The 25,531-nt window shown below is 54.8% G+C and carries 21 protein-coding genes and 4 tRNA genes; 10 read left to right on the top strand and 15 right to left on the bottom strand.

Going from position 1 to position 25,531, the window contains the following annotated elements; genetic code table 11:
* Positions 1 to 52 precede the first annotated feature (52 nt).
* The 9 genes from thiC to DBR02_RS11870 all read left to right on the top strand — a co-directional run bounded on the left by thiC (position 53) and on the right by DBR02_RS11870 (position 8,098).
* Positions 53 to 1,948 (top strand): phosphomethylpyrimidine synthase ThiC, encoded by a 1,896-nt coding sequence (gene thiC, locus DBR02_RS11910; RefSeq protein ID WP_107534453.1) that lies wholly within the window; start codon positions 53 to 55, stop codon positions 1,946 to 1,948.
* Complete coding sequence (thiE, locus tag DBR02_RS11905; RefSeq protein ID WP_107534452.1) at positions 1,948 to 2,589, top strand: thiamine phosphate synthase; 642 nt, start codon at positions 1,948 to 1,950, stop codon at positions 2,587 to 2,589. Before thiC ends, thiE begins: the two co-directional genes overlap by 1 nt.
* Positions 2,576 to 3,331 (top strand): thiazole biosynthesis adenylyltransferase ThiF, encoded by a 756-nt coding sequence (gene thiF / locus DBR02_RS11900; RefSeq protein WP_064910945.1) that lies wholly within the window; start codon positions 2,576 to 2,578, stop codon positions 3,329 to 3,331. Before thiE ends, thiF begins: the two co-directional genes overlap by 14 nt.
* Positions 3,315 to 3,515 (top strand): sulfur carrier protein ThiS, encoded by a 201-nt coding sequence (gene thiS / locus DBR02_RS11895; RefSeq protein WP_063450072.1) that lies wholly within the window; start codon positions 3,315 to 3,317, stop codon positions 3,513 to 3,515. The genes thiF and thiS overlap by 17 nt, the downstream gene beginning before the upstream one ends.
* A gap of 1 nt (position 3,516) precedes the next feature.
* Positions 3,517 to 4,287 (top strand): thiazole synthase, encoded by a 771-nt coding sequence (gene thiG, locus DBR02_RS11890; RefSeq protein WP_028015100.1) that lies wholly within the window; start codon positions 3,517 to 3,519, stop codon positions 4,285 to 4,287.
* Entirely contained in the window at positions 4,284 to 5,417 is a 1,134-nt protein-coding gene (gene thiH / locus DBR02_RS11885; RefSeq protein WP_107534451.1) for a 2-iminoacetate synthase ThiH, read from the top strand. Before thiG ends, thiH begins: the two co-directional genes overlap by 4 nt.
* A gap of 333 nt (positions 5,418 to 5,750) precedes the next feature.
* The gene (locus DBR02_RS11880; RefSeq protein ID WP_107534450.1) at positions 5,751 to 7,292 is read left to right on the top strand and encodes a sensor domain-containing diguanylate cyclase; all 1,542 of its coding nucleotides are present in this window, start codon (positions 5,751 to 5,753) and stop codon (positions 7,290 to 7,292) included.
* 180 nt (positions 7,293 to 7,472) lie between these two features.
* Positions 7,473 to 7,781: a PTS sugar transporter subunit IIB gene (locus DBR02_RS11875; RefSeq protein WP_010425948.1), complete on the top strand. Its 309-nt coding sequence runs from the start codon at positions 7,473 to 7,475 to the stop codon at positions 7,779 to 7,781.
* On the top strand, positions 7,781 to 8,098 hold the full coding sequence (locus DBR02_RS11870) for a PTS lactose/cellobiose transporter subunit IIA (RefSeq protein ID WP_003862327.1): 318 nt from the start codon (positions 7,781 to 7,783) through the stop codon (positions 8,096 to 8,098). The genes DBR02_RS11875 and DBR02_RS11870 overlap by 1 nt, the downstream gene beginning before the upstream one ends.
* A gap of 56 nt (positions 8,099 to 8,154) precedes the next feature.
* Here the strand turns inward: DBR02_RS11870 and rpoC are convergent, their stop codons facing one another.
* The 13 genes from rpoC to DBR02_RS11800 all read right to left on the bottom strand — a co-directional run bounded on the left by rpoC (position 8,155) and on the right by DBR02_RS11800 (position 22,217).
* Positions 8,155 to 12,378 carry a DNA-directed RNA polymerase subunit beta' gene (gene rpoC, locus DBR02_RS11865; RefSeq protein WP_006810528.1) on the bottom strand — a complete coding sequence of 1,408 codons (4,224 nt, stop codon included), beginning with the start codon at positions 12,376 to 12,378 and terminating at the stop codon, positions 8,155 to 8,157.
* A gap of 76 nt (positions 12,379 to 12,454) precedes the next feature.
* Positions 12,455 to 16,483: a DNA-directed RNA polymerase subunit beta gene (gene rpoB, locus DBR02_RS11860; protein ID WP_015569976.1), complete on the bottom strand. Its 4,029-nt coding sequence runs from the start codon at positions 16,481 to 16,483 to the stop codon at positions 12,455 to 12,457.
* A gap of 319 nt (positions 16,484 to 16,802) precedes the next feature.
* The gene (gene rplL / locus DBR02_RS11855) at positions 16,803 to 17,168 is read right to left on the bottom strand and encodes a 50S ribosomal protein L7/L12 (protein ID WP_002445276.1); all 366 of its coding nucleotides are present in this window, start codon (positions 17,166 to 17,168) and stop codon (positions 16,803 to 16,805) included.
* 66 nt (positions 17,169 to 17,234) lie between these two features.
* Positions 17,235 to 17,732 carry a 50S ribosomal protein L10 gene (gene rplJ, locus DBR02_RS11850; protein ID WP_003862338.1) on the bottom strand — a complete coding sequence of 166 codons (498 nt, stop codon included), beginning with the start codon at positions 17,730 to 17,732 and terminating at the stop codon, positions 17,235 to 17,237.
* Positions 17,733 to 18,021: 289 nt separating this feature from the next.
* Positions 18,022 to 18,726, bottom strand: a complete 705-nt coding sequence (rplA, locus tag DBR02_RS11840; RefSeq protein WP_006810530.1) for a 50S ribosomal protein L1 — start codon at positions 18,724 to 18,726, stop codon at positions 18,022 to 18,024.
* A 3-nt stretch (positions 18,727 to 18,729) separates the two neighbouring features.
* Positions 18,730 to 19,158 carry a 50S ribosomal protein L11 gene (gene rplK / locus DBR02_RS11835; RefSeq protein WP_003862340.1) on the bottom strand — a complete coding sequence of 143 codons (429 nt, stop codon included), beginning with the start codon at positions 19,156 to 19,158 and terminating at the stop codon, positions 18,730 to 18,732.
* Between the two features lie 156 nt (positions 19,159 to 19,314).
* Positions 19,315 to 19,860, bottom strand: coding sequence for a transcription termination/antitermination protein NusG (gene nusG / locus DBR02_RS11830; RefSeq protein WP_003862341.1), 546 nt, complete (start codon positions 19,858 to 19,860; stop codon positions 19,315 to 19,317).
* Between the two features lies 1 nt (position 19,861).
* A complete protein-coding gene (secE, locus tag DBR02_RS11825; protein WP_003862342.1) occupies positions 19,862 to 20,245 on the bottom strand; it encodes a preprotein translocase subunit SecE in 384 nt (127 codons plus the stop codon).
* Between the two features lie 227 nt (positions 20,246 to 20,472).
* Positions 20,473 to 21,657 (bottom strand): elongation factor Tu, encoded by a 1,185-nt coding sequence (gene tuf, locus DBR02_RS11820; RefSeq protein WP_022651945.1) that lies wholly within the window; start codon positions 21,655 to 21,657, stop codon positions 20,473 to 20,475.
* A 118-nt stretch (positions 21,658 to 21,775) separates the two neighbouring features.
* Positions 21,776 to 21,851, bottom strand: a tRNA-Thr gene (locus tag DBR02_RS11815).
* A gap of 6 nt (positions 21,852 to 21,857) precedes the next feature.
* A tRNA-Gly gene (locus tag DBR02_RS11810) sits at positions 21,858 to 21,932 on the bottom strand.
* A gap of 116 nt (positions 21,933 to 22,048) precedes the next feature.
* Positions 22,049 to 22,133 (bottom strand) — tRNA-Tyr (locus DBR02_RS11805).
* Between the two features lie 8 nt (positions 22,134 to 22,141).
* A tRNA-Thr gene (locus DBR02_RS11800) sits at positions 22,142 to 22,217 on the bottom strand.
* Between the two features lie 317 nt (positions 22,218 to 22,534).
* On the opposite strand from DBR02_RS11800, the gene coaA reads away from it, so the two are divergent.
* Positions 22,535 to 23,485, top strand: coding sequence for a type I pantothenate kinase (gene coaA, locus DBR02_RS11795; RefSeq protein ID WP_063868899.1), 951 nt, complete (start codon positions 22,535 to 22,537; stop codon positions 23,483 to 23,485).
* Positions 23,486 to 23,527: 42 nt separating this feature from the next.
* On the opposite strand, the gene dppF is transcribed toward coaA, so the two are convergent.
* Both dppF and dppD read right to left on the bottom strand, forming a co-directional pair.
* The gene (dppF, locus tag DBR02_RS11790) at positions 23,528 to 24,541 is read right to left on the bottom strand and encodes a dipeptide ABC transporter ATP-binding subunit DppF (protein ID WP_063452212.1); all 1,014 of its coding nucleotides are present in this window, start codon (positions 24,539 to 24,541) and stop codon (positions 23,528 to 23,530) included.
* Complete coding sequence (gene dppD, locus DBR02_RS11785) at positions 24,538 to 25,521, bottom strand: dipeptide ABC transporter ATP-binding protein (RefSeq protein ID WP_063868897.1); 984 nt, start codon at positions 25,519 to 25,521, stop codon at positions 24,538 to 24,540. The genes dppF and dppD overlap by 4 nt, the downstream gene beginning before the upstream one ends.
* Positions 25,522 to 25,531 lie beyond the last annotated feature (10 nt).

Genomic DNA, 25,531 nt, shown 5'->3' with positions numbered 1-25,531 from the left:
CTTGCTTCATCCGTCGTCTGACAAGCCATGTCCTTCACTTCTGGAATGAGCTATGTCTACAACAAAACTGACCCGCCGCGAACAGCGCGAACACGCGCAACGCTTCATCGATACCCTGGAAGGCACCGCTTTCCCGAATTCGAAACGCATCTACATCACCGGTTCACAGGCCGATATTCGCGTGCCAATGCGCGAAATCCAGCTCAGCCCGACGCTTATCGGCGGCAGCAAAGAGAACCCGCAGTATGAAGACAACGAAGCCGTGCCGGTGTACGACACTTCCGGCCCGTACGGCGATCCCTCTGTCGCCATCAACGTCCAGCAGGGGCTGGCAAAACTGCGCCAGCCGTGGATTGACGCGCGTAACGACTGCGAAGAGCTAAGCGTGCGCAGTTCTGCGTACACCAAAGAACGTCTGGCCGACGACGGCCTGGACGAGCTGCGCTTTACCGGCCTGCTGACGCCAAAACGCGCCAGAGCGGGCAAATGCGTAACCCAGCTGCACTACGCGCGCCAGGGGATCGTCACGCCGGAGATGGAGTTCATCGCCATCCGTGAAAACATGGGGCGCGAGCGCATCCGCAGCGAAATATTGCGCCACCAGCATCCTGGCGAAGGCTTCGGCGCTCGCCTGCCGGAAAACATCACGCCGGAGTTTGTGCGTGATGAAGTGGCTGCCGGGCGCGCCATTATCCCCGCCAACATCAACCACCCGGAATCGGAGCCGATGATTATCGGCCGCAACTTCCTGGTGAAGGTTAACGCCAACATCGGCAACTCTGCCGTCACCTCGTCCATCGAAGAAGAGGTGGAAAAGCTGGTCTGGTCGACGCGCTGGGGCGCGGACACGGTGATGGATCTCTCCACTGGCCGCTACATCCACGAAACCCGCGAGTGGATCCTGCGTAACAGCCCGGTGCCGATCGGCACCGTCCCGATTTACCAGGCGCTGGAGAAGGTTAACGGCATCGCCGAAAACCTCACCTGGGAAGCGTTCCGCGATACGCTGCTGGAGCAGGCGGAACAGGGCGTGGACTACTTCACCATCCATGCGGGCGTGCTGCTGCGCTACGTGCCGATGACGGCGAAACGTCTGACCGGCATCGTCTCACGCGGTGGCTCCATCATGGCGAAGTGGTGCCTGTCCCATCATCAGGAAAACTTCCTCTACGAGCACTTCCGCGAAATCTGCGAAATCTGCGCCGCGTACGACGTCTCCCTGTCGCTGGGCGACGGCCTGCGTCCGGGCTCCATCCGCGACGCCAACGACGAGGCGCAGTTTGCCGAGCTGCACACCCTGGGCGAGCTGACCAAAATCGCCTGGGAGTATGACGTGCAGGTGATGATTGAAGGCCCGGGCCACGTGCCGATGCAGATGATCCGCCGCAACATGACCGAGGAGCTGGAGCACTGCCACGAAGCGCCGTTCTACACTCTGGGGCCATTGACCACCGATATCGCACCGGGCTACGACCACTTCACCTCCGGGATCGGCGCGGCGATGATCGGCTGGTTCGGCTGCGCCATGCTCTGCTACGTGACGCCGAAAGAGCACCTCGGCCTGCCCAACAAAGAGGACGTGAAGCAGGGGCTGATTACCTACAAGATTGCCGCCCACGCGGCGGATCTGGCGAAAGGCCATCCGGGCGCGCAAATCCGCGACAACGCCATGTCCAAAGCGCGCTTTGAATTCCGCTGGGAAGACCAGTTCAACCTGGCGCTGGATCCGTTTACCGCCCGCGCCTATCACGATGAAACCCTGCCGCAGGAGTCGGGCAAGGTGGCGCACTTCTGCTCCATGTGCGGGCCAAAATTCTGCTCGATGAAAATCAGCCAGGAGGTGCGGGACTACGCCGCTGCGCAGACCATTGAAGTCGGTATGGCGGACATGTCGGAAACCTTCCGCGCCAGAGGCGGCGAAATTTACCTCAAAAAAGAGGAGGCGTAATGTACCAGCCCGATTTCCCCTCCGTGCCCTTCCGCTTAGGGCTTTACCCGGTGGTGGACAGCGTGGAGTGGATCGCCCGCCTGCTGGAGGCCGGCGTTCGCACCCTCCAGCTGCGCATCAAGGATAAGCGCGATGAAGAGGTGGAGGCCGACGTCGCCGCCGCCATCGCGCTGGGGCATCGCTACACTGCTCGCCTGTTTATCAACGACTACTGGCGGCTGGCCGTCAAGCACCGGGCGTACGGCGTCCATCTGGGTCAGGAAGATCTGGAAACCACCGATTTGAACGCCATCCGCCAGGCTGGCCTGCGCCTTGGCGTTTCAACACACGATGACATGGAGATCGACGTGGCGCTGGCAGCCCGTCCCTCTTACATCGCCCTCGGTCACGTTTTCCCGACGCAAACCAAGCAGATGCCGTCTGCCCCGCAGGGTTTGACGCAGCTGGCGGCGCACGTTAAGCGCCTTGCCGATTATCCTACCGTCGCCATCGGCGGGATCAGCCTTGAACGCGCGCCCGCCGTGCTGGAAACCGGCGTCGGCAGTATCGCCGTCGTCAGCGCTATCACCCAGGCGGCAGACTGGCAGGCCGCCACCGCACGGCTTTTACAACTGGCAGGAGCAGGCGATGAAAGATCGTGATTTTATGCGCTACAGCCGCCAGATCCTGCTGGAGGATATCGCTATTGACGGGCAGCAAAAGCTGCTCGCCAGCCGGGTACTGATTGTCGGCCTGGGCGGATTAGGCGCCCCCGCCGCGCTGTATCTGGCCGGTGCGGGCGTGGGTACGCTGGTACTGGCCGATGACGATGAAGTACACCTCAGCAACCTGCAACGGCAAATCCTCTTCACGACAGAAGATGTTAACCAGCCTAAGGCGCAGGTGACGCGCCAGCGGCTGAACCAGCTTAACCCCGATATCGAACTGGTTGCGCTCCAGACGCGGCTTAGCGGGGACGAGCTGCAACGCGAAGTTGCCCTTGCCGACGCGGTGCTGGACTGCACGGACAACATGGCGACGCGTCAGGCCATCAACGCGGCCTGTGTTGCACAGAACACGCCGCTGATCACCGCCAGCGCGGTCGGTTTCGGCGGGCAGATAATGGTGCTTACGCCGCCGTGGGCGCAGGGCTGCTACCGCTGCCTGTGGCCGGACGAGGCTGAACCGGAGCGTAACTGCCGCACGGCAGGCATTCTTGGCCCGGTGGTGGGCGTGATGGGCACCCTTCAGGCACTGGAGGCCATCAAGCTGCTCAGCGGCATGGAGACAGCGCGCAACACGCTCCGGCTGTTCGACGCCCGTTCCGGCGGCTGGCGCCATCTGGCGTTAAGCCGCGCCAGCCACTGCCCGGTATGCGGAGGCCGCAATGCGCATTCTGTTTAACGATGAGCCGATGACGTGCGACGACGGTCTCACCGTTGCCGCCCTGCTCGACACGCTGCGCCAGCTGAAGCCGGGAACGGCGCTGGCGCTCAATCAACAGATCCTGCCGCGCGAGCAGTGGGAACGTCAGCAGGTCAATGAAGGCGACCAGATCCTGCTGTTTCAGGTTATCGCAGGGGGCTGAGATGTTACGTATTGCCGATAAAGTCTTTGATTCACATCTGTTTACCGGAACCGGAAAGTTCGCCTCCCCGCAGCTGATGGTGGATGCCATTCGCGAAAGCGGCAGCCAGCTGGTGACGCTGGCGATGAAGCGCGTGGACCTTCGCCAGCACAACGATGCCATTCTTGCACCGTTGCTGGAAGCCGGCGTGACGCTGCTGCCTAATACCTCCGGTGCGAAAACGGCCGAGGAGGCGATTTTCGCCGCACAGCTGGCCCGGGAAGCGCTCGGCACCCGCTGGCTGAAGCTGGAAATTCACCCGGATGCGCGCTGGCTGCTGCCGGACCCGATAGAGACCCTGAAAGCCGCAGAAAAGCTGGTGCAGCAGGGGTTTACCGTTCTGCCTTACTGCGGCGCGGATCCCGTGCTGTGTAAGCGTCTGGAAGAGGTCGGCTGTGCCGCCGTTATGCCGCTGGGGGCACCCATTGGCTCCAATCAGGGGCTTGAAACCCGCGCGATGCTGGAGATCATTATTGAGCAGGCTACCGTGCCCGTGGTGGTGGATGCGGGCATCGGCGTACCCAGCCACGCCGCGCAGGCGCTGGAAATGGGTGCCGATGCGGTGCTGGTCAACACCGCCATTGCGGTGGCTGACGATCCGGTGATGATGGCGCGCGCGTTCCGTCTGGCCGTGGAGGCTGGCGTGCTGGCCAGAGAATCAGGCCCCGGCTCGCGCAGTTTTCAGGCGCAGGCCACCAGCCCGCTGACCGGTTTTCTGGAGGCGCTCTCATGAGCACGTTTACCGAGCGCTGGCGCGAGCTTAACTGGGACGATATAGCCCTGCGCATTAACAGCAAAACGGCCGCTGACGTGGAGCGTGCGCTGAATGCCCGCCATCTGACCCGTGAGGATTTGATGGCCCTGCTTTCTCCGGCAGCCAGCGCATACCTTGAACCGATGGCGCAGCGCGCTCAACGCCTTACCCGCCAGCGCTTTGGCAACACGGTGAGCTTTTACGTGCCGCTCTATCTTTCGAACCTGTGCGCCAACGACTGTACCTACTGTGGCTTCTCCATGAGCAACCGCATTAAGCGTAAAACGCTGGATGAGCATGAGATCGCCCGCGAGTGTGACGCTATTCGTGAGATGGGATTTGAACATCTTTTGCTGGTGACGGGTGAACATCAGAGCAAAGTGGGGATGGACTATTTTCGCCAGCATCTTCCGGCCATTCGCCGCGAATTTGCCTCATTGCAGATGGAAGTACAGCCGCTGTCGCAGGAGGAGTACGCGGAGCTGAAAACCCTCGGGCTGGACGGCGTAATGGTTTATCAGGAAACCTACCATGAGGCGACTTATGCCCGGCATCACCTGAAAGGGAAGAAGCAGGATTTCTTTTTCCGGCTGGAAACCCCGGACAGGCTGGGGCGCGCCGGCATCGACAAAATTGGGCTGGGCGCGCTTATCGGTCTGTCTGACAGCTGGCGGGTGGATTGCTATATGGTGGCGGAGCATCTGCTGTGGCTACAGCAGCACTACTGGCAAAGCCGCTATTCCATCTCGTTCCCGCGGCTGCGTCCGTGTACGGGAGGCGTTGAACCTGCCTCGATAATGGATGAGCGCCAGCTGGTGCAAACAATATGCGCCTTTCGCCTGTTCGCGCCGGAAGTGGAACTGTCGCTCTCCACGCGTGAATCCCCGGCGTTTCGCGACCGCGCGATCCCGCTGGCGATCAACAACGTCAGCGCCTTTTCCAAAACGCAGCCAGGCGGTTACGCGGACGATCGCCCGGAACTGGAACAGTTTACGCCTCACGACGGACGACGGCCCGAAGCGGTGGCGGAAGCACTGGCGGCACAGGGCCTACAGCCGGTGTGGAAAGACTGGGACAGCTGGCTGGGAAGAGCCTCGCATTTGCGCTGAAACCGCCTGCAAAATCGCGAAAAGGTTACGAGGCGGCTCGTGAGATCAAAACCGGGCGATTGAGGAAATCCGTCCGGTTTTCTTATGATTAACCCCGTCAGCAACGGACGCTGACCAGGGTGAAAATGCTTCTTCCTCGTTTCGCCCTGCCCTCCGCCTCTTAAAAAAAATTTCAATCGTTAAAATAAATGCGACTTTTCTTAGCTACTCTTAAGATAAATCATCTCGTTGGAAGTCGCCTTCTGTATAATTTACTACCAGCAACCGGACAGCGACTATGCTGAGGATATCGACAGACGCTACGCGCCTACCATCTGGACTGATGTACAACTCATGGCACTCCACAGTAAAAAGCTCTCTTTTACCCGCCCCATTATGGTCAGCTTCGCGGGGATCCTCTTCAGCTTCGTGCTGATCGCGATCCTGGTCATCCTTTCACAGCGAAAGGATTTTCTTGAGGATTATCATAAAATTAATGGTAACTTCACCCATAATCTGGCGGTGAACTATACCGAGTCCATTCTGCGGGAAAATGACTATATTCTTGGTCGCGCGGCGATGTACTTCGCCCGTAATGACAGAGTGAATCAGACGTTAAATATCGATCCGGCACACGGTTTGCAGATGTTAATGCATTTGCAGAATCTGATGCCGACGGTGTCGTCTATCTCTCTGGCGGACACGGAGGGGCGCCATCTGCGCGCGCCGGAAGTCCTGCCAACGGAGAAGAGTCAGACGTTCGATGCACGCACCCGCCCATGGTTTATCGGGCAAGCGGAAGCCAGTAACTTTCCGCACTACACCCGCCCCTATCTGGACTATTTCACCCAACATCCCACCGTCACCCTCTATAAGCCGGTCATTTCACCGGAAGGCCGTCTGAAGGGCACGCTCGCTTTCCACCTTGATTTAACCTCCATGGGATATACCCTGCGCCAGATGGTAGCTCCCGTACAGGGTGAGTTTTTCGTCGTCGAACGTGACGGCGCCGTTGTGCTTCATCCGGACACGGGGGCGCTCTTTAAGCAGTACGTCAGCGAAGCGCTGATGGACAAAATGACCAGCGGCGAAGGCTATCTCTTCGATTCCAGAAGCAAGACCTGGTATTACTACTACTCGTTCACCAATCCGGACTGGTTTGTGATTTATCGGGTTTCCGATGCCACGCTATCCGTCATCACCCGGCATGAAACCACCGTCGTCGGGTGGGGATTTGCGCTGGCGGCAATCATCATCATTCTGTTCGGACTGTATCTTCGTCATGCCTCACGTTCAGTGCTGATGAACATTATCAACGCCATCAAAACCGGCGACGTCAACCAGGCGCCACGTCTTGAGGCGATGCTCAGCCATACCATTCGAACCAATAAAGAACGGGAGTTGGCCTATGTCCGTCAGGCCACCCATGATGCGCTGACAGGCTGTAAAAACCGCCGAGCCTTCGACAACGATGTGGATGCGTTGATGGCCGCTCATCAACCCTTCGCTCTGGCGCTGGTCGACATTGATAACTTCAAATCCATTAACGACACCTGGGGCCACCTGAGCGGGGATATCGTTCTGCGTAACGTGGCGCGCGAAGGCATTCAGATCATGCAGCCGCACCACGTCTCGGTTTATCGCTACGGTGGAGAAGAGTTCGGGGTGATTTTCCCGGCCGAGCTGATGAACTCCGCGCACGCGCTACTGGAAGCCTGGCGCACCGCCGTGGAAAAACGGACCTGGCGGGAAGAGAACCTGCGGGTGACCTTCAGCGCGGGGCTGGGTGAATGGCACTTCGAACCGCTGGAACAATTTGTCGGTAGCGTAGATGAAGCGCTGTATACCGCTAAACAACAGGGTAAAAACCGCATCATAAGCACGGCCAGCCGATAATCTCCCTCCTGAAATTCTGCCCGTTCTGACGGGCAGAATGCTCTCCTGCGTTAAATTGTAACCGGTTTCAGAAAAATGCCGATTTCTTTGTGATGCCTGACACACAATCGCGGTAAAGCGGTTGTTGAAGCGCTCTGAACGGGATAATTATCAATAAACACATGTAGATCGAGGCTGACTATGAAGAACATCGTTTTATGCTGTGCAGCGGGAATGTCAACCAGCATGCTGGTTCAACGTATGAAAGATGCCGCGCAGAAAAAAGGAGTCGAAGTAACCATTAAAGCCGTTCCGGTCGCGGAATTTAAAGACAACATCGCGACGGCTGATATCGTATTACTGGGGCCACAGGTGAAATACGAACAGGCAAAACTCCAGGCGCAGGCCGATCCGCTCGGGAAAAAGGTCGCGGTCATCGACATGATGGATTACGGCATGATGAAAGGTGATGCCGTACTGGAAAAAGCGCTTAAACTGCTGGAGTCATAATGGAAGACTTAGAAACCACCATCATGGAGCTATTGGTCAATGCAGGTGCGGCGCGCAGTGCGGCCCTGACAGCGTTGCAAATGGCACGAAAAGGCGACTTTGACGAAGCCGAAAAAGCGATGGAAGAGTCGCGCGAGTATGTGAAACATGCGCATACGATCCAGACGCAGCTCATCGGGCTCGATGAAGGGACAGGAAAACTTCCGGTTAACCTGATCACCGTTCACTCTCAGGACCACCTGATGAACGCGATGGTTATCCAGGATCTGGCGGGCGACATGATTGAGCTTTATCGACGCATCCCGCTGGTAAACTGAAAATGCAGATATAAAAAAACCCGCCGAGGCGGGTTTTTTATTTACGGCATCAACGATTACTCGTTGTCGGAACCGCCCAGACCTGCGTTCAGCAGTTCTGCCAGGCTCGCGGATGCATCTTCGGCAGTTACCTGCGGTGCAGCTGGCAGTTCGCCCGCTGCGCGACGACGCATACGATCCTGGTGGTACGCATAACCAGTACCGGCCGGGATCAGACGACCCACGATAACGTTCTCTTTCAGACCGCGCAGTTCATCACGTTTACCCGCAACAGCCGCTTCGGTCAGGACACGCGTGGTTTCCTGGAACGATGCTGCGGAGATGAAGGACTCGGTTGCCAGAGACGCTTTGGTGATACCCAACAGATCGCGTGCGAAGGTCGCACCGATTTTGCCGTTCGCTTCCAGATCGCGGTTAGCGATCTTAACGCGTGAGTATTCAACCTGCTCGCCTTCCAGGAAGTCGGAGCTGCCCGCGTTTTCGATGGTGGCTTTACGCAGCATCTGACGAACGATAACTTCGATGTGTTTATCGTTAATCTTAACGCCTTGCAGACGGTATACGTCCTGTACTTCGTTAACGATGTAACGAGTAACAGCATGCACACCACGCAGACGCAGGATGTCGTGCGGCGCTTCTGGACCGTCGGAAACCACGTCACCACGTTCTACGCGTTCACCTTCGAACACGTTGAGCTGACGCCACTTAGGAATCATCTCTTCGTACGGCTCGCTGCCATCTACAGGCGTGATAACCAGACGGCGCTTACCTTTGGTCTCTTTACCGAAGGAGATGATACCGCTGATTTCAGCCAGGATTGCAGGCTCTTTCGGACGACGTGCTTCGAACAGGTCCGCAACGCGTGGCAGACCACCGGTGATGTCCTTGGTACCGCCGGATTCCTGAGGAATACGCGCCAGGGTGTCACCAGAGCTGATCTGTACGCCATCTTCCAGCTGTACAATCGCTTTACCCGGCAGGAAGTACTGCGCAGGCATATCGGTACCAGGGATCAGAACGTCGTTACCCTGAGCATCAACGATTTTCAGTGCAGGACGCAGATCTTTACCACCGGTAGTACGTTCAGCAGAATCCAGAACCACCAGAGAAGACAGACCGGTCAGCTCGTCGGTCTGACGAGTAATGGTCTGGCCGTCGATCATGTCAGTAAAGCGGATGAAACCACTTACTTCGGTGATTACCGGCATGGTGTGTGGATCCCAGTTTGCAACGGTTTCACCGCCGGCAACCTGCTCGCCATCACCTTTCGCCATAACCGCACCGTAAGGCACTTTATAGCTCTCTTTGGTACGACCGAATTCGTCGATCAGCTTCAGCTCGGTGTTACGAGAGGTCACAACCAGCTTGCCTGCGGAGTTAACAACAGACTTCGCGTTGCTGAGCTTGATGCTACCTTTGTTTTTCACCTGGATGCTGGATTCAGCAGCCGCACGAGATGCCGCACCACCGATGTGGAACGTACGCATCGTCAGCTGTGTACCCGGCTCACCGATGGACTGTGCCGCGATAACGCCGATGGCTTCACCTTTGTTGATGATGTGGCCACGCGCCAGGTCACGACCGTAGCAGTGCGCACACACACCAAAGTCGGTGTCACAGGATACAACGGAACGTACCTTCACGGAGTCAACAGAGTTCGCTTCCAGCAGGTCACACCACTGTTCGTGCAGCAGGGTGTTGCGTGGAACCAGAATGTCTGCGGTGCCCGGCTTCAGAATGTCTTCCGCGGTCACACGACCCAGTACGCGATCGCGCAGCGGCTCTTTAACATCACCACCCTCGATAACTGGGGTCATGGTGATACCTTCGAGGGTGCCACAATCGTCTTCGGTCACAACCAGATCCTGCGCAACGTCAACCAGACGACGCGTCAGATAACCGGAGTTCGCAGTTTTCAGTGCGGTATCCGCCAGACCTTTACGCGCACCGTGCGTGGAGATGAAGTACTGGAGTACGTTCAGACCTTCACGGAAGTTCGCGGTGATTGGCGTTTCGATGATGGAGCCATCTGGCTTCGCCATCAGACCACGCATACCTGCCAGCTGACGAATCTGTGCCGCAGAACCACGCGCACCGGAGTCGGCCATCATGTAGATGCTGTTGAAGGAAACCTGCTGCTCTTCGACGCCGTCACGGTTAATCACGGTTTCGGTTTGCAGGTTGTCCATCATCGCTTTGGATACACGATCGTTCGCCGCTGCCCAGATATCGATAACTTTGTTGTAACGTTCGCCTGCGGTTACCAGACCAGACTGGAACTGCTCCTGGATTTCAGCAACTTCAGCTTCCGCTTCAGAGATGATCTCGTGTTTCTTCTCTGGGATGACCATGTCATCGATACCAACAGATGCACCTGAACGCGCTGCATAAGCAAAGCCGGTGTACATTGTCTGGTCAGCGAAGATAACGGTCGGCTTCAGACCCAGAATGCGGTAACAGGTGTTCAGCATTTTGGAGATCGCTTTCTTGCCCAGCGCCTGGTTGACGATGGAGAAAGGCAGACCTTTCGGTACGATCATCCACAGAATCGCACGGCCAACGGTCGTGTCTTTCAGGCTGGTGTGCGCAACGAATTCGCCGTTTTCATCTTTTTCGTATTCAGTGATACGCACTTTAACGCGCGCATGCAGAGAGGCCAGGCCAGCGCGATAAATACGCTCAGCTTCTTTAGGGCCAGTCAGCACCATGCCTTCGCCTTTGGCGTTAACACAGTCACGGGTCATGTAGTACAGACCCAGTACAACGTCCTGAGAAGGAACGATGATTGGTTCACCGTTCGCTGGAGACAGAATGTTGTTGGTAGACATCATCAGCGCACGCGCTTCGAGCTGGGCTTCCAGCGTCAGCGGTACGTGAACAGCCATCTGGTCACCATCGAAGTCGGCGTTATAAGCCGCACAAACCAGCGGGTGCAGCTGGATAGCTTTACCTTCGATCAGTACCGGCTCAAATGCCTGGATACCCAGACGGTGCAGGGTTGGTGCACGGTTCAGCAGTACCGGGTGTTCGCGGATCACTTCGTCCAGGATATCCCAAACGACAGCTTCTTCACGCTCAACCATTTTCTTAGCGGCTTTGATGGTGGTGGCGAGGCCACGCAGCTCCAGCTTGCCGTAGATGAACGGTTTGAACAGCTCCAGTGCCATTTTCTTCGGCAGACCGCACTGATGCAGACGCAGGTATGGACCTACGGTGATTACAGAACGACCGGAGTAGTCAACACGCTTACCGAGCAGGTTCTGACGGAAACGACCCTGCTTACCTTTGATCATGTCGGCCAAAGATTTCAGAGGACGTTTGTTCGAACCGGTGATCGCACGACCGCGACGACCGTTATCCAACAGGGCATCGACTGCTTCCTGAAGCATACGTTTTTCGTTGCGTACGATGATGTCCGGCGCAGCCAGATCCAGCAGACGTTTCAGACGGTTGTTACGGTTGATTACGCGACGGTACAGATCGTTCAGATCTGACGTTGCGAAACGACCACCATCCAGCGGAACCAGCGGACGCAGATCTGGCGGCAGAACCGGCAGAACGGTCAGGATCATCCACTCTGGCTTGTTACCAGACTGAACGAACGCTTCCAGCAGTTTGATACGCTTGGTCAGCTTTTTACGCTTGGTTTCGGAGTTGGTTTCGTTCAGCTCTTCGCGCAGCGTTTCACACTCTTGCTCCAGATCCATGCTCTTCAGCAGGGCCTGAATAGCTTCCGCACCCATCTTCGCGTCGAATTCGTCACCGAACTCTTCCAGCGCGTCCAGATACTGTTCTTCGGTCAGGATCTGGTTACGTTCCAGATTCGTCATCCCGCCTTCGATAACCACATAAGATTCGAAGTACAGAACACGTTCGATATCGCGCAGCGGCATATCCAGCAGCAGGCCGATACGGGACGGCAGAGATTTCAGGAACCAGATGTGAGCGGTCGGAGACGCCAGCTCGATGTGGCCCATACGCTCACGGCGTACTTTGGTCTGGGTCACTTCAACGCCGCACTTCTCACAGATCACACCACGGTGTTTCAGGCGCTTGTACTTACCGCACAGGCACTCGTAGTCTTTTACTGGCCCGAAAATACGCGCACAGAAAAGGCCGTCACGCTCAGGTTTGAACGTACGGTAGTTAATGGTTTCCGGCTTTTTAACTTCACCGAAAGACCATGAACGGATCATGTCTGGCGAAGCCAGAGCAATTTTGATCGCATCAAACTCTTCGGTTTTAGTTTGCGCTTTCAGAAACTTTAATAAGTCTTTCACGGATTTGCTCCCGTCGGAGTTAGCACACTCTGCTGTCGGGCGTTAGCCCGACAGCAGTGACCTGTTTGAGCGAGAATTACTCGTCTTCCAGTTCGATGTTGATACCCAGCGAACGAATCTCTTTCAACAGTACGTTGAAGGATTCTGGCATGCCCGGCTCCATCTGATGGTTGCCGTCTACGATGTTTTTATACATCTTAGTACGACCGTTCACGTCATCAGACTTAACGGTGAGCATTTCCTGCAAGGTGTATGCTGCGCCGTATGCTTCCAGCGCCCACACTTCCATCTCCCCGAAGCGCTGACCACCGAACTGAGCCTTACCACCCAGCGGCTGCTGAGTAACCAGGCTGTAAGAACCGGTAGAACGAGCGTGCATCTTGTCGTCGACCAGGTGGTTCAGTTTCAGCATGTACATGTAACCTACGGTTACCGGACGCTCGAACTGTTCACCGGTACGGCCGTCAAACAGCGTAATCTGACCAGACGTTGGCAGACCACCCAGTTGCAGCAGCTCTTTGATTTCAGCTTCTTTTGCACCGTCGAATACCGGCGTTGCAATTGGCATACCTTTGCGCAGGTTCTCTGCCAGACGCAGCACTTCTTCATCGCTGAAGGTGTTCAGGTCGACTTTCTGACGAACGTCGGTACCCAGATCGTAGGCACGCTGGATGAACTCGCGCAGTTTCGCGACTTCCTGCTGCTGTTTCAGCATGGCGTTGATCTTGTCGCCGATACCTTTCGCAGCCATACCCAGGTGGGTTTCCAGAATCTGACCGATGTTCATACGAGACGGTACGCCCAGTGGGTTCAGTACGATATCTACCGGCGTACCGTTAGCATCGTGCGGCATATCTTCGATCGGGTTGATCTTAGAGATAACACCCTTGTTACCGTGACGACCTGCCATCTTATCACCAGGCTGGATCTGACGTTTCACAGCCAGATAGACCTTAACGATCTTCAGCACGCCTGGTGCCAGATCGTCGCCCTGAGTGATTTTACGGCGTTTCGCTTCGAGTTTTTTCTCGAACTCGTGTTTCAGTTCGTCATACTGCTCAGCCAGCTGTTCCAGCTGATTTTGTTTCTCTTCGTCGGTCAGGCCCAGTTCCAGCCAGCGATCGCGTGGCAGTTTGTCGAGCTTCTCAGCTTCAACGCCACCGGCAACCAGAACCGCATAGATACGGCTGAACAGACCTGCTTCGAGGATCTGCAATTCTTCAGACAGGTCTTTCTTCGCCTGTTTGAGCTGCATCTCTTCGATTTCCAGCGCACGCTTATCTTTCTCAACGCCATCACGAGTGAAGACCTGAACGTCGATAACCGTACCGGAAACACCGTTTGGTACGCGCAGAGAAGAGTCTTTAACGTCAGACGCTTTCTCACCGAAGATTGCACGCAGCAGTTTCTCTTCTGGAGTCAGCTGGGTTTCACCTTTCGGCGTCACCTTACCTACCAGAATGTCACCGCCGGTGACTTCCGCACCGATGTAAACAATACCGGATTCATCCAGCTTGGAGAGCGCAGCTTCACCCACGTTAGGGATGTCGGCAGTGATCTCTTCTGGCCCCAGCTTGGTGTCACGGGACACACAGGCCAGTTCCTGAATGTGGATGGTGGTGAAACGATCTTCCTGAACCACACGCTCGGAGACGAGGATGGAGTCTTCGAAGTTGTAACCGTTCCACGGCATGAACGCTACGCGCATGTTCTGACCGAGCGCCAGTTCACCGAGGTCGGTGGACGGACCGTCTGCCAGCACGTCGCCGCGCTCAACTGGCTCACCCAGAGATACGCAAGGCATCTGGTTGATACAGGTGTTCTGGTTAGAACGGGTGTATTTGGTCAGGTTGTAGATGTCGATACCCGCTTCGCCCGGATACATCTCGTCTTCGTTAACTTTGATAACGATACGGGATGCGTCAACGTACTGAACGGTACCGCCACGCTTAGCCACTGCCGTAACACCGGAATCAACGGCAACAGCACGTTCCATACCGGTACCAACCAGCGGCTTATCAGCACGCAGAGTTGGAACGGCCTGACGTTGCATGTTCGCACCCATCAATGCACGGTTGGCGTCATCGTGTTCCAGGAACGGGATCAGGGACGCACCGACGGATACCACCTGCTGGGTGGAAACGTCCATGTAGTCAACCTGGTCGCGGCTGAACAAGCTGGATTCGCCTTTGCTACGGCAGGTAACCAGATCTTCTACAAAGTGGCCTTCGTCATCCAGGTTGGAGTTCGCCTGAGCGATAACGTAGTTGCCTTCTTCGATAGCAGACAGGTAATGAATTTCGTCGGTAACCACACCGTCGGTCACTTTACGATACGGGGTCTCAAGGAAACCGTATTCGTTTGTCTGTGCGTACACGGACAGGGAGTTGATCAGACCGATGTTTGGACCTTCAGGCGTTTCGATTGGACATACGCGACCGTAGTGAGTCGGGTGTACGTCTCGAACTTCAAAGCCTGCACGTTCACGGGTCAGACCGCCTGGGCCGAGTGCAGAGATACGACGTTTGTGCGTGATCTCAGACAGCGGGTTGTTCTGGTCCATGAACTGAGACAGCTGGCTGGAACCAAAGAACTCTTTCACTGCCGCAGAAATCGGCTTGGCGTTGATCATATCCTGAGGCATCAGGGTATCCAGATCGCCCAGAGACAGACGCTCTTTCACCGCACGCTCTACACGTACCAGGCCAACGCGGAACTGGTTTTCCGCCATTTCGCCAACGGAACGGATACGACGGTTGCCGAGGTGGTCGATATCGTCCACTTCGCCTTTGCCGTTACGGATATCGATGAGCTTCTTCATCACTTCGATGATGTCGTCTTTGCTCAGGATACCGGAACCTTCGATCTCGTCGCGCAGCAGAGAACGGTTGAACTTCATACGACCTACCGCGGACAGATCGTAGCGGTCTTCGGAGAAGAACAGGTTCTCGAACAGGCTTTCAGCTGCTTCGCGAGTTGGTGGCTCACCAGGACGCATCATGCGGTAGATTTCTACCAGCGCGCTCAGACGATCGTTGGTTGGGTCGACGCGTACAGTCTCAGAGATGTACGGACCGTGGTCCAGATCGTTGGTGAACAGCGTTTCGATACGTTTGTGGCCAGACTGGCTCAGCTTAGCCAGCAGATCCAGGCTCAGCTCCATGTTCGCTGGGCAGATCAGCTCGCCAGTTGATTCATCAACGTAATCTTTCGCGGCTACTTTTCCTGCAATGTATTCAACCGGAACTTCGATGTGTTTGATATCATCTTTTTCCAGCTGGCGGATGTGGCGCGCGGTGATACGGCGACCTTTTTCCACATACACTTTGCCGTCGGCTTCGATGTCGAACGACGCGGTCTCACCACGCAGACGTTCCGGCACCAATTCCATCTGCAACTTGTTGTCGCGGATTTCAAAGATCACTTTCTCAAAGAACAGGTCCAGGATCTGCTCAGTGGTATAGTTCAGTGCACGCAGAATGATGGTTGCAGGCAGTTTACGACGACGGTCGATACGGACAAACAGGTTGTCTTTTGGATCGAATTCGAAGTCCAGCCATGAACCACGGTAAGGAATGATGCGTGCGTTATACAGTACTTTACCGGAAGAGTGCGTTTTACCTTTATCGCTGTCGAAGAAGACGCCCGGGCTACGGTGCAGCTGGGAAACGATAACACGCTCAGTACCGTTAATAACGAAAGTACCGTTGTCCGTCATGAGTGGAATTTCACCCATGTAGACTTCTTGTTCTTTAATGTCTTTTACGGTGCCTTCCGGCGCTTCGCGCTCGTAGATCACCAGACGCAGTTTTACGCGCAGCGGTGCGGAATAGGTCACGCCACGGATCTGACATTCCTGAACGTCAAACACCGGTTCGCCAAGGCGGTAGCTGACGTACTGCAGCTCGGAGTTACCGCTGTAGCTCTGAATCGGGAACACGGAACGGAAGGCTGCTTCCAGGCCGTACTGCCCTTCAGGATCTTGCTCGATAAACTTCTGGAACGAGTCAAGCTGGATAGAAAGGAGATATGGAATGTCCAGAACTTGTGGACGTTTACCAAAATCCTTACGAATACGTTTTTTCTCGGTATAGGAGTAAACCATAGGGTTCCTCAGCTCGCTGACAAGTCGACCCATCTGTCCGACGAAGGGACAGTTTGTGCAACACCATTTTGTGGACCGGAAAATTGAATACTTTCCGCAATACCTGTTGCTATCACGCTTAAACCATTTCATTGCGATTTACACAGAGCGAGCACCCTGTCGCAGTATATTAAGTCGTCGATAGAAACAAGCATTGTCAGGACAACCAGCAGTCAAACAGTGTGAAATGCTGCTGATGCCTTACAGCGCAAAAAGGCTGGTGACTAAAAAGTCACCAGCCATCAGCCTAATTGCTTAGGCTGCAACCAGAAAAGTTGGCTTATTTAACTTCAACTTCAGCGCCAGCTTCTTCCAGAGATTTTTTCAGTGCTTCTGCGTCGTCTTTGCTCACGCCTTCTTTCAGCGCAGCTGGAGCAGATTCTACCAGGTCTTTAGCTTCTTTCAGACCCAGGCCAGTTGCGCCACGTACTGCTTTGATTACAGCAACTTTGTTCGCGCCAGCAGCTTTCAGAATTACGTCGAATTCAGTTTTTTCTTCAGCAGCTTCAGCCGGGCCCGCAGCTACAGCTACAGCAGCAGCAGCAGAAACACCGAATTTTTCTTCCATTGCAGATACCAGCTCTACAACGTCCATTACGGACATAGCTGCAACTGCTTCAATGATTTGATCTTTAGTGATAGACATTTAAATTGTTCCTGAAAATCAGAATAAGTTTATACGTAAGCAAATGCTTTATAAAGATAACTGCGATTAAGCAGCTTCTTTCGCATCGCGTACAGCAGCCAGAGTGCGAACCAGTTTGCCAGCCGCAGCTTCTTTCATGGTTGCCATCAGGCGTGCAATTGCTTCTTCGTAGGTCGGCAGGGTTGCCAGGCGATCGATTTGCGATGCCGGGATCAACTCACCTTCAAAGGCTGCAGCTTTGACCTCAAATTTTGCATTCGCTTTCGCGAACTCTTTGAACAGACGAGCAGCAGCGCCCGGGTGTTCCATAGAGTATGCAATCAGGGTCGGACCAACAAACGTGTCTTTCAGGCACTCGAACTGAGTACCTTCAACTACGCGACGCAGCAGGGTGTTACGAACAACACGCATGTATACGCCAGCTTCACGACCTGCTTTACGCAGTTCAGTCATTTTGTCTACAGTAACGCCACGGGAATCCGCAACTACTGCAGACAGCGCGCCTTTGGCTACTTCGCTGACTTCAGCAACAATCGCTTGTTTGTCTTGAAGATTTAAAGCCATTAGCTTTGCTCCTGGATGTTTGCCGGAACTCATGTTCCGGAACTCACTTCACTCAACCCAACGGGAAGAGCGTCTTAATACGGTGAGCAGAAACAAGCCAGAGTATTTAAAATAATCTTAGCGTTCTGTCACCGTCTACGCAGGGGATTAAGTTTCTTGCGAAACACCTGCGGTCTTCGACGGAGGCCTGGATAGGCCAGGCTCCAACGAACAATTCTTTTAGCCGCTAACGTTTGTTAGCAAACGTGGGGGTAAGATTGTAGACAAAATCACCGCCCACGTAAAGGCATTAGTTTGCAGCAGCGCTCAGGCCAGCCTGGTCAACTGCAACACCTGCACCCATGGTGGTGGAGATGCTAACTTTCTTGATGTACACGCCTTTCGCCTGAGTTGGTTTAGCTTTTTTCAGCGCAACCAGCAGAGCTTCCAGGTTTTCTTTCAGTTTGTCAGCGTCAAAGTCCACTTTACCGATGGTGGTGTGGATGATGCCGTTTTTGTCGTTACGATAACGAACCTGACCTGCTTTAGCGTTCTTAACCGCTTCAGCAACGTTAGGGGTTACAGTACCCACTTTCGGGTTTGGCATCAGGCCGCGTGGACCCAGAACCTGGCCCAGCTGGCCAACAACGCGCATTGCATCTGGAGAAGCAATAACAACGTCAAAGTTCATTTCGCCTTTCTTGATCTGATCAGCCAGATCTTCCATACCTACCAGTTCAGCGCCGGCAGCTTTAGCAGCTTCAGCGTTTGCACCCTGAGCAAATACAGCTACGCGAACGGAACGGCCAGTACCGTGTGGCAGTACAGTTGCGCCACGAACGTTCTGATCGGATTTACGAGCGTCGATGCCCAGGTTAACGGCAACGTCAACGCTTTCAACGAACTTAGCAGTAGCCAGTTCTTTCAGCAGAGCGATAGCTTCGTTGATGTCGTACTGTTTGGTCGCATCAACTTTGTCACGGATCACGGACATGCGCTTGGTCAGTTTAGCCATTTCTTAGTCCTCCACTACCAGGCCCATGGAACGTGCAGTACCTTCGATGGAGCGAGTCATCGCTTCAATGTCGGAACCAGTCATGTCGGCAGCTTTGGTCTGCGCGATTTCCTGCAACTGAGCGCGGGAAATTTTACCCACTTTGTCTTTGTTCGGCTTACCGGAACCAGACTTGATACCAGCCGCTTTCTTCAGCAGAACTGCTGCTGGAGGGGTTTTGGTAACGAAAGTGAAAGAACGGTCAGCGTAAACAGTGATTACAACTGGAATTGGCAGACCTTTTTCCATGGATTCGGTTTTGGCGTTGAACGCTTTACAGAATTCCATGATGTTCACACCCTGCTGACCCAGAGCTGGACCAACTGGTGGACTTGGGTTCGCCATACCTGCTGCAACCTGCAGCTTGACGTAGGCTTGTACTTTCTTAGCCATTCTAAAATCCTCTGATTGGGTAATAACGCCTCGGAGAGGCTCCCCGTGAATAAAATTCGTTTTACGGGCCGGGGCCCATAAAAACAAAAGGCGCGAAATTGTATTCCAATCTCGCGCCCTGTGCAACGATTAAATCGTCGCTTTTTTGATCGCTGCTTAGGCTTTTTCTACCTGGGCAAAGTCCAGTTCTACCGGGGTCGCACGACCGAAGATAGAAACGGAAACTTTCAGGCGGGACTTCTCGTAGTCCACTTCTTCGACGACGCCGTTAAAGTCAGCAAACGGACCGTCATTAACACGAACCATCTCACCCGGTTCAAACAGCGTTTTCGGACGCGGCTTATCACCAACCTGCTGGAGGCGGTTCATAATCGCATCAACTTCTTTGTCGCTGATTGGCGCCGGACGGTCAGATGTGCCGCCGATAAAGCCCATCACGCGCGGTACGCTGCGCACCAGGTGCCAGCTCGCGTCGTTCATCACCATCTGAACCAGCACGTAACCCGGGAAGAATTTACGCTCGCTTTTGCGACGCTGACCGCCACGGATCTCGACCACTTCTTCGGTCGGCACCATGACTTCGCCAAATAACTCTTCCATATTGTGTAATTTGATATGCTCACGCAGCGACGTAGCTACGCGGCCTTCAAAACCGGAAAACGCCTGAACGACGTACCAGCGCTTTTTAGGGGCTTCAGACATCTCAGAACCTCAGGCCAGTGATAAAGGATACCAGGCGAACCAGAATACCATCCAGTCCCCACAGGATCAGTGACATTACAGCGGTTACCGCCGCTACAATCAGCGTGGTGTGCAATGTTTCCTGGCGAGTCGGCCAAATGACCTTGCGGACTTCGGTACGCGCTTCGCGGGCAAACGCAACGGTCGCTTTGCCTTTTGTCGTCAACAGCGCGACACCACCCGCCGCAGCAATCAGAATTACCACTGCAAGCGCGCGTAGCGGCAGCATCATGTCACGATAAAGATAGTTGCCGACAATCGCCACAATCAGCAGCACGGCTACAACTACCCATTTCATCGCTTCCAGGCCGCGCCCGCTCCCTTGAGCTTCGGTATTCGCACTCATAAACCAACCTGTCAGAAGTATTCTACAAACATTTTCACCCCGCGAGTGCGAGGCAAACCAATCGAAATGCTATTCGCTTTTCGTATTATACGCTCTCCGCAGAGCCTGTCTCAGCAATGATTATGACAAAATTAATCACTGATGAGCCAGGTTCTGATGTGAAAGCGTGCAAAAAGGGCATCAAATGATGCCCTTTTATTGCGCATTGCGTCAAATGTTATCAGCGATTAGCCGAGAACTTTAGCAACAACGCCCGCGCCAACGGTACGGCCGCCTTCACGGATTGCGAAACGCAGACCGTCGTCCATCGCGATTGGGTGGATCAGAGTCACAACCATCTTGATGTTGTCGCCTGGCATTACCATCTCTACGCCTTCTGGCAGTTCGATGGTACCGGTCACGTCAGTTGTACGGAAGTAGAACTGTGGACGGTAGCCTTTGAAGAACGGAGTATGACGGCCGCCTTCGTCTTTGGACAGAATGTACACTTCAGATTCGAACTTGGTGTGTGGCTTGATTGAGCCTGGCTTCGCCAGAACCTGACCACGTTCGATTTCTTCACGTTTGATACCACGCAGCAGAACACCAACGTTCTCACCAGCACGGCCTTCGTCCAGCAGTTTGCGGAACATTTCAACGCCAGTACAGGTAGACTTCGCAGTCTCTTTGATACCAACGATTTCAACTTCTTCACCCACTTTGATGATACCGCGCTCTACACGACCGGTAACAACGGTACCACGACCGGAGATGGAGAATACGTCTTCGATTGGCAGCAGGAATGGCTTGTCAATCGCACGCTCTGGTTCTGGGATGTAAGAATCCAGGTAGCCAGCCAGTTCGATGATTTTCTCTTCCCACTCTGCTTCGCCTTCCAGCGCTTTCAGCGCGGAACCACGAACGATTGGAGTGTCGTCGCCTGGGAAATCGTACTGAGACAGCAGTTCACGAACTTCCATCTCTACCAGTTCCAGCAGCTCTTCGTCATCAACCATGTCGCACTTGTTCAGGAACACGATGATGTAAGGAACGCCTACCTGACGACCCAGCAGGATGTGCTCGCGAGTCTGAGGCATAGGGCCGTCAGTTGCAGCAACAACCAGGATCGCGCCGTCCATCTGCGCAGCACCGGTGATCATGTTTTTAACATAGTCGGCGTGGCCTGGGCAGTCTACGTGTGCGTAGTGGCGAGTCGGGGTGTCATACTCAACGTGAGAGGTGTTGATGGTGATACCACGAGCTTTTTCTTCTGGTGCGTTATCGATCTGGTCGAAAGCACGAGCAGCACCGCCGTAGGTTTTAGCCAGTACGGTAGTGATTGCAGCGGTCAGCGTTGTTTTACCATGGTCAACGTGGCCGATAGTACCGACGTTAACGTGCGGTTTTGTACGTTCAAACTTTTCTTTAGACATCGATTGTCCCTCTAAGACACGGATAAATCGGTGATATCACCACATCAACCAGGCGAAAATGCCTGAACTGTTGAATACATTTACATTGAAACAGAGAGAAAGGGAGGGAGAAGTGAAGTGGTGCTGATACCCAGAGTCGAACTGGGGACCTCACCCTTACCAAGGGTGCGCTCTACCAACTGAGCCATATCAGCACGTATTGGAGCGGGCAGCGGGAATCGAACCCGCATCATCAGCTTGGAAGGCTGAGGTAATAGCCATTATACGATGCCCGCATCCTGAAACTCGGCTACCCAGTTCTTTCTGTAACAAAAAAAGAGATTTCTCTCTTTTCTGTTCGAGCTGGTCAATTTTTCCAACCAGCTCCGGCGGCGTTGACGCTGCCAGAAAGTGGTGGTGGGGGAAGGATTCGAACCTTCGAAGTCTGTGACGGCAGATTTACAGTCTGCTCCCTTTGGCCGCTCGGGAACCCCACCGGACTTGATGGTGCCGACTACCGGAATCGAACTGGTGACCTACTGATTACAAGTCAGTTGCTCTACCTACTGAGCTAAGTCGGCATCAAGTAGCGCGCATTCTATGGAGACCTGCGCAGTCATGCAACTAAAAAATTGCATAAAACGTTCTTTCGCTCACATTTTATTCGAAACCAGGGCTAACCGCTGTAAATTCATCCGCTCACGGTTAAAAATTCAACATGAACGGCTGATTTCGGCACGCTTTAGCCCCAGGTGATACCTATCCGGTTAAGCATCGCTTTCCCATATTTTTTCTTATTATTCCTCTCATCTGGTGTTAACCTCCTGCCCATTGTCCAAAATTAACTATGTGATGAGCCCGCACCCGCCGTTTCGTGATGGTTCACAGAAGCATGCTTATGAGCAAAAAAGAGCAAACGTTAATGACGCCCTATCTTCAGTTTAACCGTAGCCAGTGGGCAGCCCTGCGTGACTCCGTCCCTATGACGCTGACGGAAGGTGAAATCGCACGGCTAAAAGGGATAAACGAAGATCTCTCCCTTGAAGAGGTGGCAGAAATCTATCTCCCCCTCTCCCGCTTGCTTAACTTCTATATCAGCTCCAATTTGCGTCGTCAGGCCGTGCTGGAACAGTTCCTCGGCACGAACGGTCAACGTATTCCTTATATCATCAGTATTGCGGGCAGCGTGGCAGTGGGTAAAAGTACCACCGCGCGCGTGCTACAGGCGCTGCTGAGCCGCTGGCCGGAGCACCGCAGCGTGGAGCTGATCACCACCGATGGCTTCCTGCATCCCAATGAGGTGTTGAAAGAACGCGGCCTGATGAAGAAGAAGGGCTTCCCGCTCTCTTATGATATGCACCGCCTGGTGAAGTTTGTCTCTGATTTAAAATCGGGCGTGCCTAACGTCACCGCACCGGTTTACTCGCATCTGATTTACGACCGTATCCCGGATGGCGACAAAACGGTTGTGCAGCCCGACATCCTGATTCTGGAAGGGTTAAACGTTCTGCAAAGCGGGATGGATTATCCTCACGATCCGCATCACGTGTTTGTCTCTGACTTCGTCGACTTCTCAATTTATGTGGATGCGCCGGAAGAACTGCTGCAACGCTGGTATATCAACCGCTTCCTGAAGTTCCGCGAAGGGGCGTTCACCGACCCGGACTCCTACTTCCATAACTACGCCCAGCTCTCTGAAGAAGAAGCTATCAACGTGGCGACAGGCCTATGGAATGAGATCAACTACGTAAATCTGAAAGAGAACATCCTGCCGACGCGCGAACGTGCAAGCCTGATCCTCACCAAGAGCGAGAAACACGCCGTCGACCAGATTCGTTTACGGAAGTAGTCCTCAGACGAAAAAAAACCGGCTTATCGCCGGTTTTTTTCTTTATGCCTGCGGCTTTTCGCCGTTTTCATCCTGATCGACCGCGAAGCAGGCCACCAGCTGTCCACCATAATCCTTCAGCTGTGGCTGCAACTGCGTGCACGGACCAAAGCGGCGACGGCAGCGGGCGTTGAACGCGCAGCCCGGCGGCGGGTTCAGCGGGCTCGGCAGCTCGCCGGTCAGTTTGATACGCTCACGGCGGTCATCCGGATTAAGCCGCGGCGTCGCAGACAGCAGCGCCTGGGTGTACGGGTGACGCGGGTTAGTAAAGATCTGATCTTTCGTTCCCTTCTCCACGCAGCGCCCCAGGTACATCACCATCACCTCATCGGCAATGTGCTCAACCACGGACAGATCGTGCGAGATGAACACGTACGACAGCCCCAGATCCTGCTGCAAATCCATCATCAGGTTAAGCACCTGCGCGCGCACGGACACGTCGAGCGCCGAGACGGGCTCATCGGCAATCACCACGTCCGGATCAAGCATCAAACCGCGGGCGATGGCAATACGTTGGCGCTGGCCGCCAGAGAACATGTGCGGGTAGCGATCGTAATGCTCGGTTTTAAGGCCCACCTTCGCCATCATCGCCAGCGCTTTTTCACGACGCTGCTCTTTGCTCAGACTGCTGTTAATCAGCAGCGGCTCTTCCAGAATTTGCCCGACTTTCTTTCGCGGGTTCAGAGAGCCGTACGGGTTCTGAAACACGATCTGGATTTTCTGACGACGCAGCTTCTGCGCCTGCGGATCGTGCTTGAGCAGATCCTGGCCCTGATAGTAAAGCTCACCGCCGGTGGGCGTTTCAATCATCGTCAACAGACGGCCCAGCGTGGATTTCCCGCAGCCTGACTCCCCTACTACCGCCAGCGTTTTACCGCGTTCGAGGCTAAAGGAGACGCCGTCCAGCGCTTTCACCAGGCGTTCAGGGGCAAAAATCCCCTTCTTCACCGGGTAATGTTTTTTCAGGTCGATAGCCTGCAACAGCGGCTGTTGCGTGGTGGCCTGGTGCGTACTCATAGTGTTGGCCTCCCGGCATCATCGAGTGGGTAGTGGCATTTTGACTGTCGACCGTCGGCCAGCAGATTCAGCTCTGGCTCCTCAGCGCGGCATTTGTCCGTGGCATACGGGCAGCGCGGATTAAGCAGACAGCCCTGCGGACGGTCGTATTTGCCCGGAACCACGCCCGGCAGCGACGCCAGACGCGCTTTATCCTGAGCAAACTCCGGCAGCGCGCGCAGCAGTGCCTGCGTATACGGATGACGTGGCGCGCGGAAGATATCGTGCGAACTTCCGGTCTCCACCACCTGGCCCGCATACATCACGATGATTTTGTGTGCCGCTTCCGCCACCAGCGCCAGGTCGTGCGTAATCAGCACCAGCGCCATGTTCTCTTTCTGCTGCAACTCCAGCAGCAACTCGATGATTTGCGCCTGGATGGTCACGTCCAGCGCGGTTGTCGGTTCATCCGCAATCAGCAGCTTTGGCCGACAGGCGATAGCCATGGCGATCATCACGCGCTGGCTCATCCCGCCGGAGAGCTGATGCGGGTAAACGTCCAGACGCGATGCCGGATCGGGAATACCCACCTGCGTCAGCAGATCGATAGCGCGCTGACGTCGGGTTTTCTTATTGCCGCCCTGATGCACCTTAATGGCTTCCATAATCTGGAAACCGACGGTGTAGCACGGGTTCAGGCTGGTCATGGGGTCCTGGAAGATCATTGCCACTTCCGCGCCCACCAGCTGGCGGCGCTGCTTCTCGGAAATACGCTTCAGATCCTGACCGTTGAACGCCAGACTTTCCGCCATCACGCGGCCGGGGTAATCAATCAGCCCCATGATCGCCAGCGAGCTGACGGATTTACCCGAGCCAGACTCCCCAACAATACCAACCACTTCGCCCTGATTTACGCTGTAGCTAATGCGGTCCACGGCGCGAAACGGTGTGCCTTCGTCGCCGAAGTGCACGGATAATTTATCTACATTTAATAACGCCATCTCGTGCCTC

This window comes from Enterobacter cloacae complex sp., from assembly GCF_900322725.1.
Taxonomy (GTDB): Bacteria; Pseudomonadota; Gammaproteobacteria; order Enterobacterales; family Enterobacteriaceae; genus Enterobacter; species Enterobacter quasihormaechei.
The sequence above is the reverse complement of the archived record's forward strand: the minus strand, read 5'-3'. Positions and strand labels throughout refer to the sequence as shown.

What these genes read in the sequence shown, in the direction of transcription:
- rplL (WP_002445276.1), bottom strand. Translation starts at nt 17,168, where the DNA reads ATGTCTATCACTAAAGATCAAATCATTGAAGCAGTTGCAGCTATGTCC.
- thiF (WP_064910945.1), top strand. Translation starts at nt 2,576, where the DNA reads ATGAAAGATCGTGATTTTATGCGCTACAGCCGCCAGATCCTGCTGGAG.
- tuf (WP_022651945.1), bottom strand. Translation starts at nt 21,657, where the DNA reads ATGTCTAAAGAAAAGTTTGAACGTACAAAACCGCACGTTAACGTCGGT.
- thiE (WP_107534452.1), top strand. Translation starts at nt 1,948, where the DNA reads ATGTACCAGCCCGATTTCCCCTCCGTGCCCTTCCGCTTAGGGCTTTAC.
- dppF (WP_063452212.1), bottom strand. Translation starts at nt 24,541, where the DNA reads ATGAGTACGCACCAGGCCACCACGCAACAGCCGCTGTTGCAGGCTATC.
- thiC (WP_107534453.1), top strand. Translation starts at nt 53, where the DNA reads ATGTCTACAACAAAACTGACCCGCCGCGAACAGCGCGAACACGCGCAA.
- DBR02_RS11875 (WP_010425948.1), top strand. Translation starts at nt 7,473, where the DNA reads ATGAAGAACATCGTTTTATGCTGTGCAGCGGGAATGTCAACCAGCATG.
- thiG (WP_028015100.1), top strand. Translation starts at nt 3,517, where the DNA reads ATGTTACGTATTGCCGATAAAGTCTTTGATTCACATCTGTTTACCGGA.
- nusG (WP_003862341.1), bottom strand. Translation starts at nt 19,860, where the DNA reads ATGTCTGAAGCCCCTAAAAAGCGCTGGTACGTCGTTCAGGCGTTTTCC.
- rplA (WP_006810530.1), bottom strand. Translation starts at nt 18,726, where the DNA reads ATGGCTAAACTGACCAAGCGCATGTCCGTGATCCGTGACAAAGTTGAT.
- DBR02_RS11880 (WP_107534450.1), top strand. Translation starts at nt 5,751, where the DNA reads ATGGCACTCCACAGTAAAAAGCTCTCTTTTACCCGCCCCATTATGGTC.
- DBR02_RS11870 (WP_003862327.1), top strand. Translation starts at nt 7,781, where the DNA reads ATGGAAGACTTAGAAACCACCATCATGGAGCTATTGGTCAATGCAGGT.
- thiS (WP_063450072.1), top strand. Translation starts at nt 3,315, where the DNA reads ATGCGCATTCTGTTTAACGATGAGCCGATGACGTGCGACGACGGTCTC.
- rplJ (WP_003862338.1), bottom strand. Translation starts at nt 17,732, where the DNA reads ATGGCTTTAAATCTTCAAGACAAACAAGCGATTGTTGCTGAAGTCAGC.
- coaA (WP_063868899.1), top strand. Translation starts at nt 22,535, where the DNA reads ATGAGCAAAAAAGAGCAAACGTTAATGACGCCCTATCTTCAGTTTAAC.
- thiH (WP_107534451.1), top strand. Translation starts at nt 4,284, where the DNA reads ATGAGCACGTTTACCGAGCGCTGGCGCGAGCTTAACTGGGACGATATA.
- secE (WP_003862342.1), bottom strand. Translation starts at nt 20,245, where the DNA reads ATGAGTGCGAATACCGAAGCTCAAGGGAGCGGGCGCGGCCTGGAAGCG.
- rplK (WP_003862340.1), bottom strand. Translation starts at nt 19,158, where the DNA reads ATGGCTAAGAAAGTACAAGCCTACGTCAAGCTGCAGGTTGCAGCAGGT.
- dppD (WP_063868897.1), bottom strand. Translation starts at nt 25,521, where the DNA reads ATGGCGTTATTAAATGTAGATAAATTATCCGTGCACTTCGGCGACGAA.
- rpoB (WP_015569976.1), bottom strand. Translation starts at nt 16,483, where the DNA reads ATGGTTTACTCCTATACCGAGAAAAAACGTATTCGTAAGGATTTTGGT.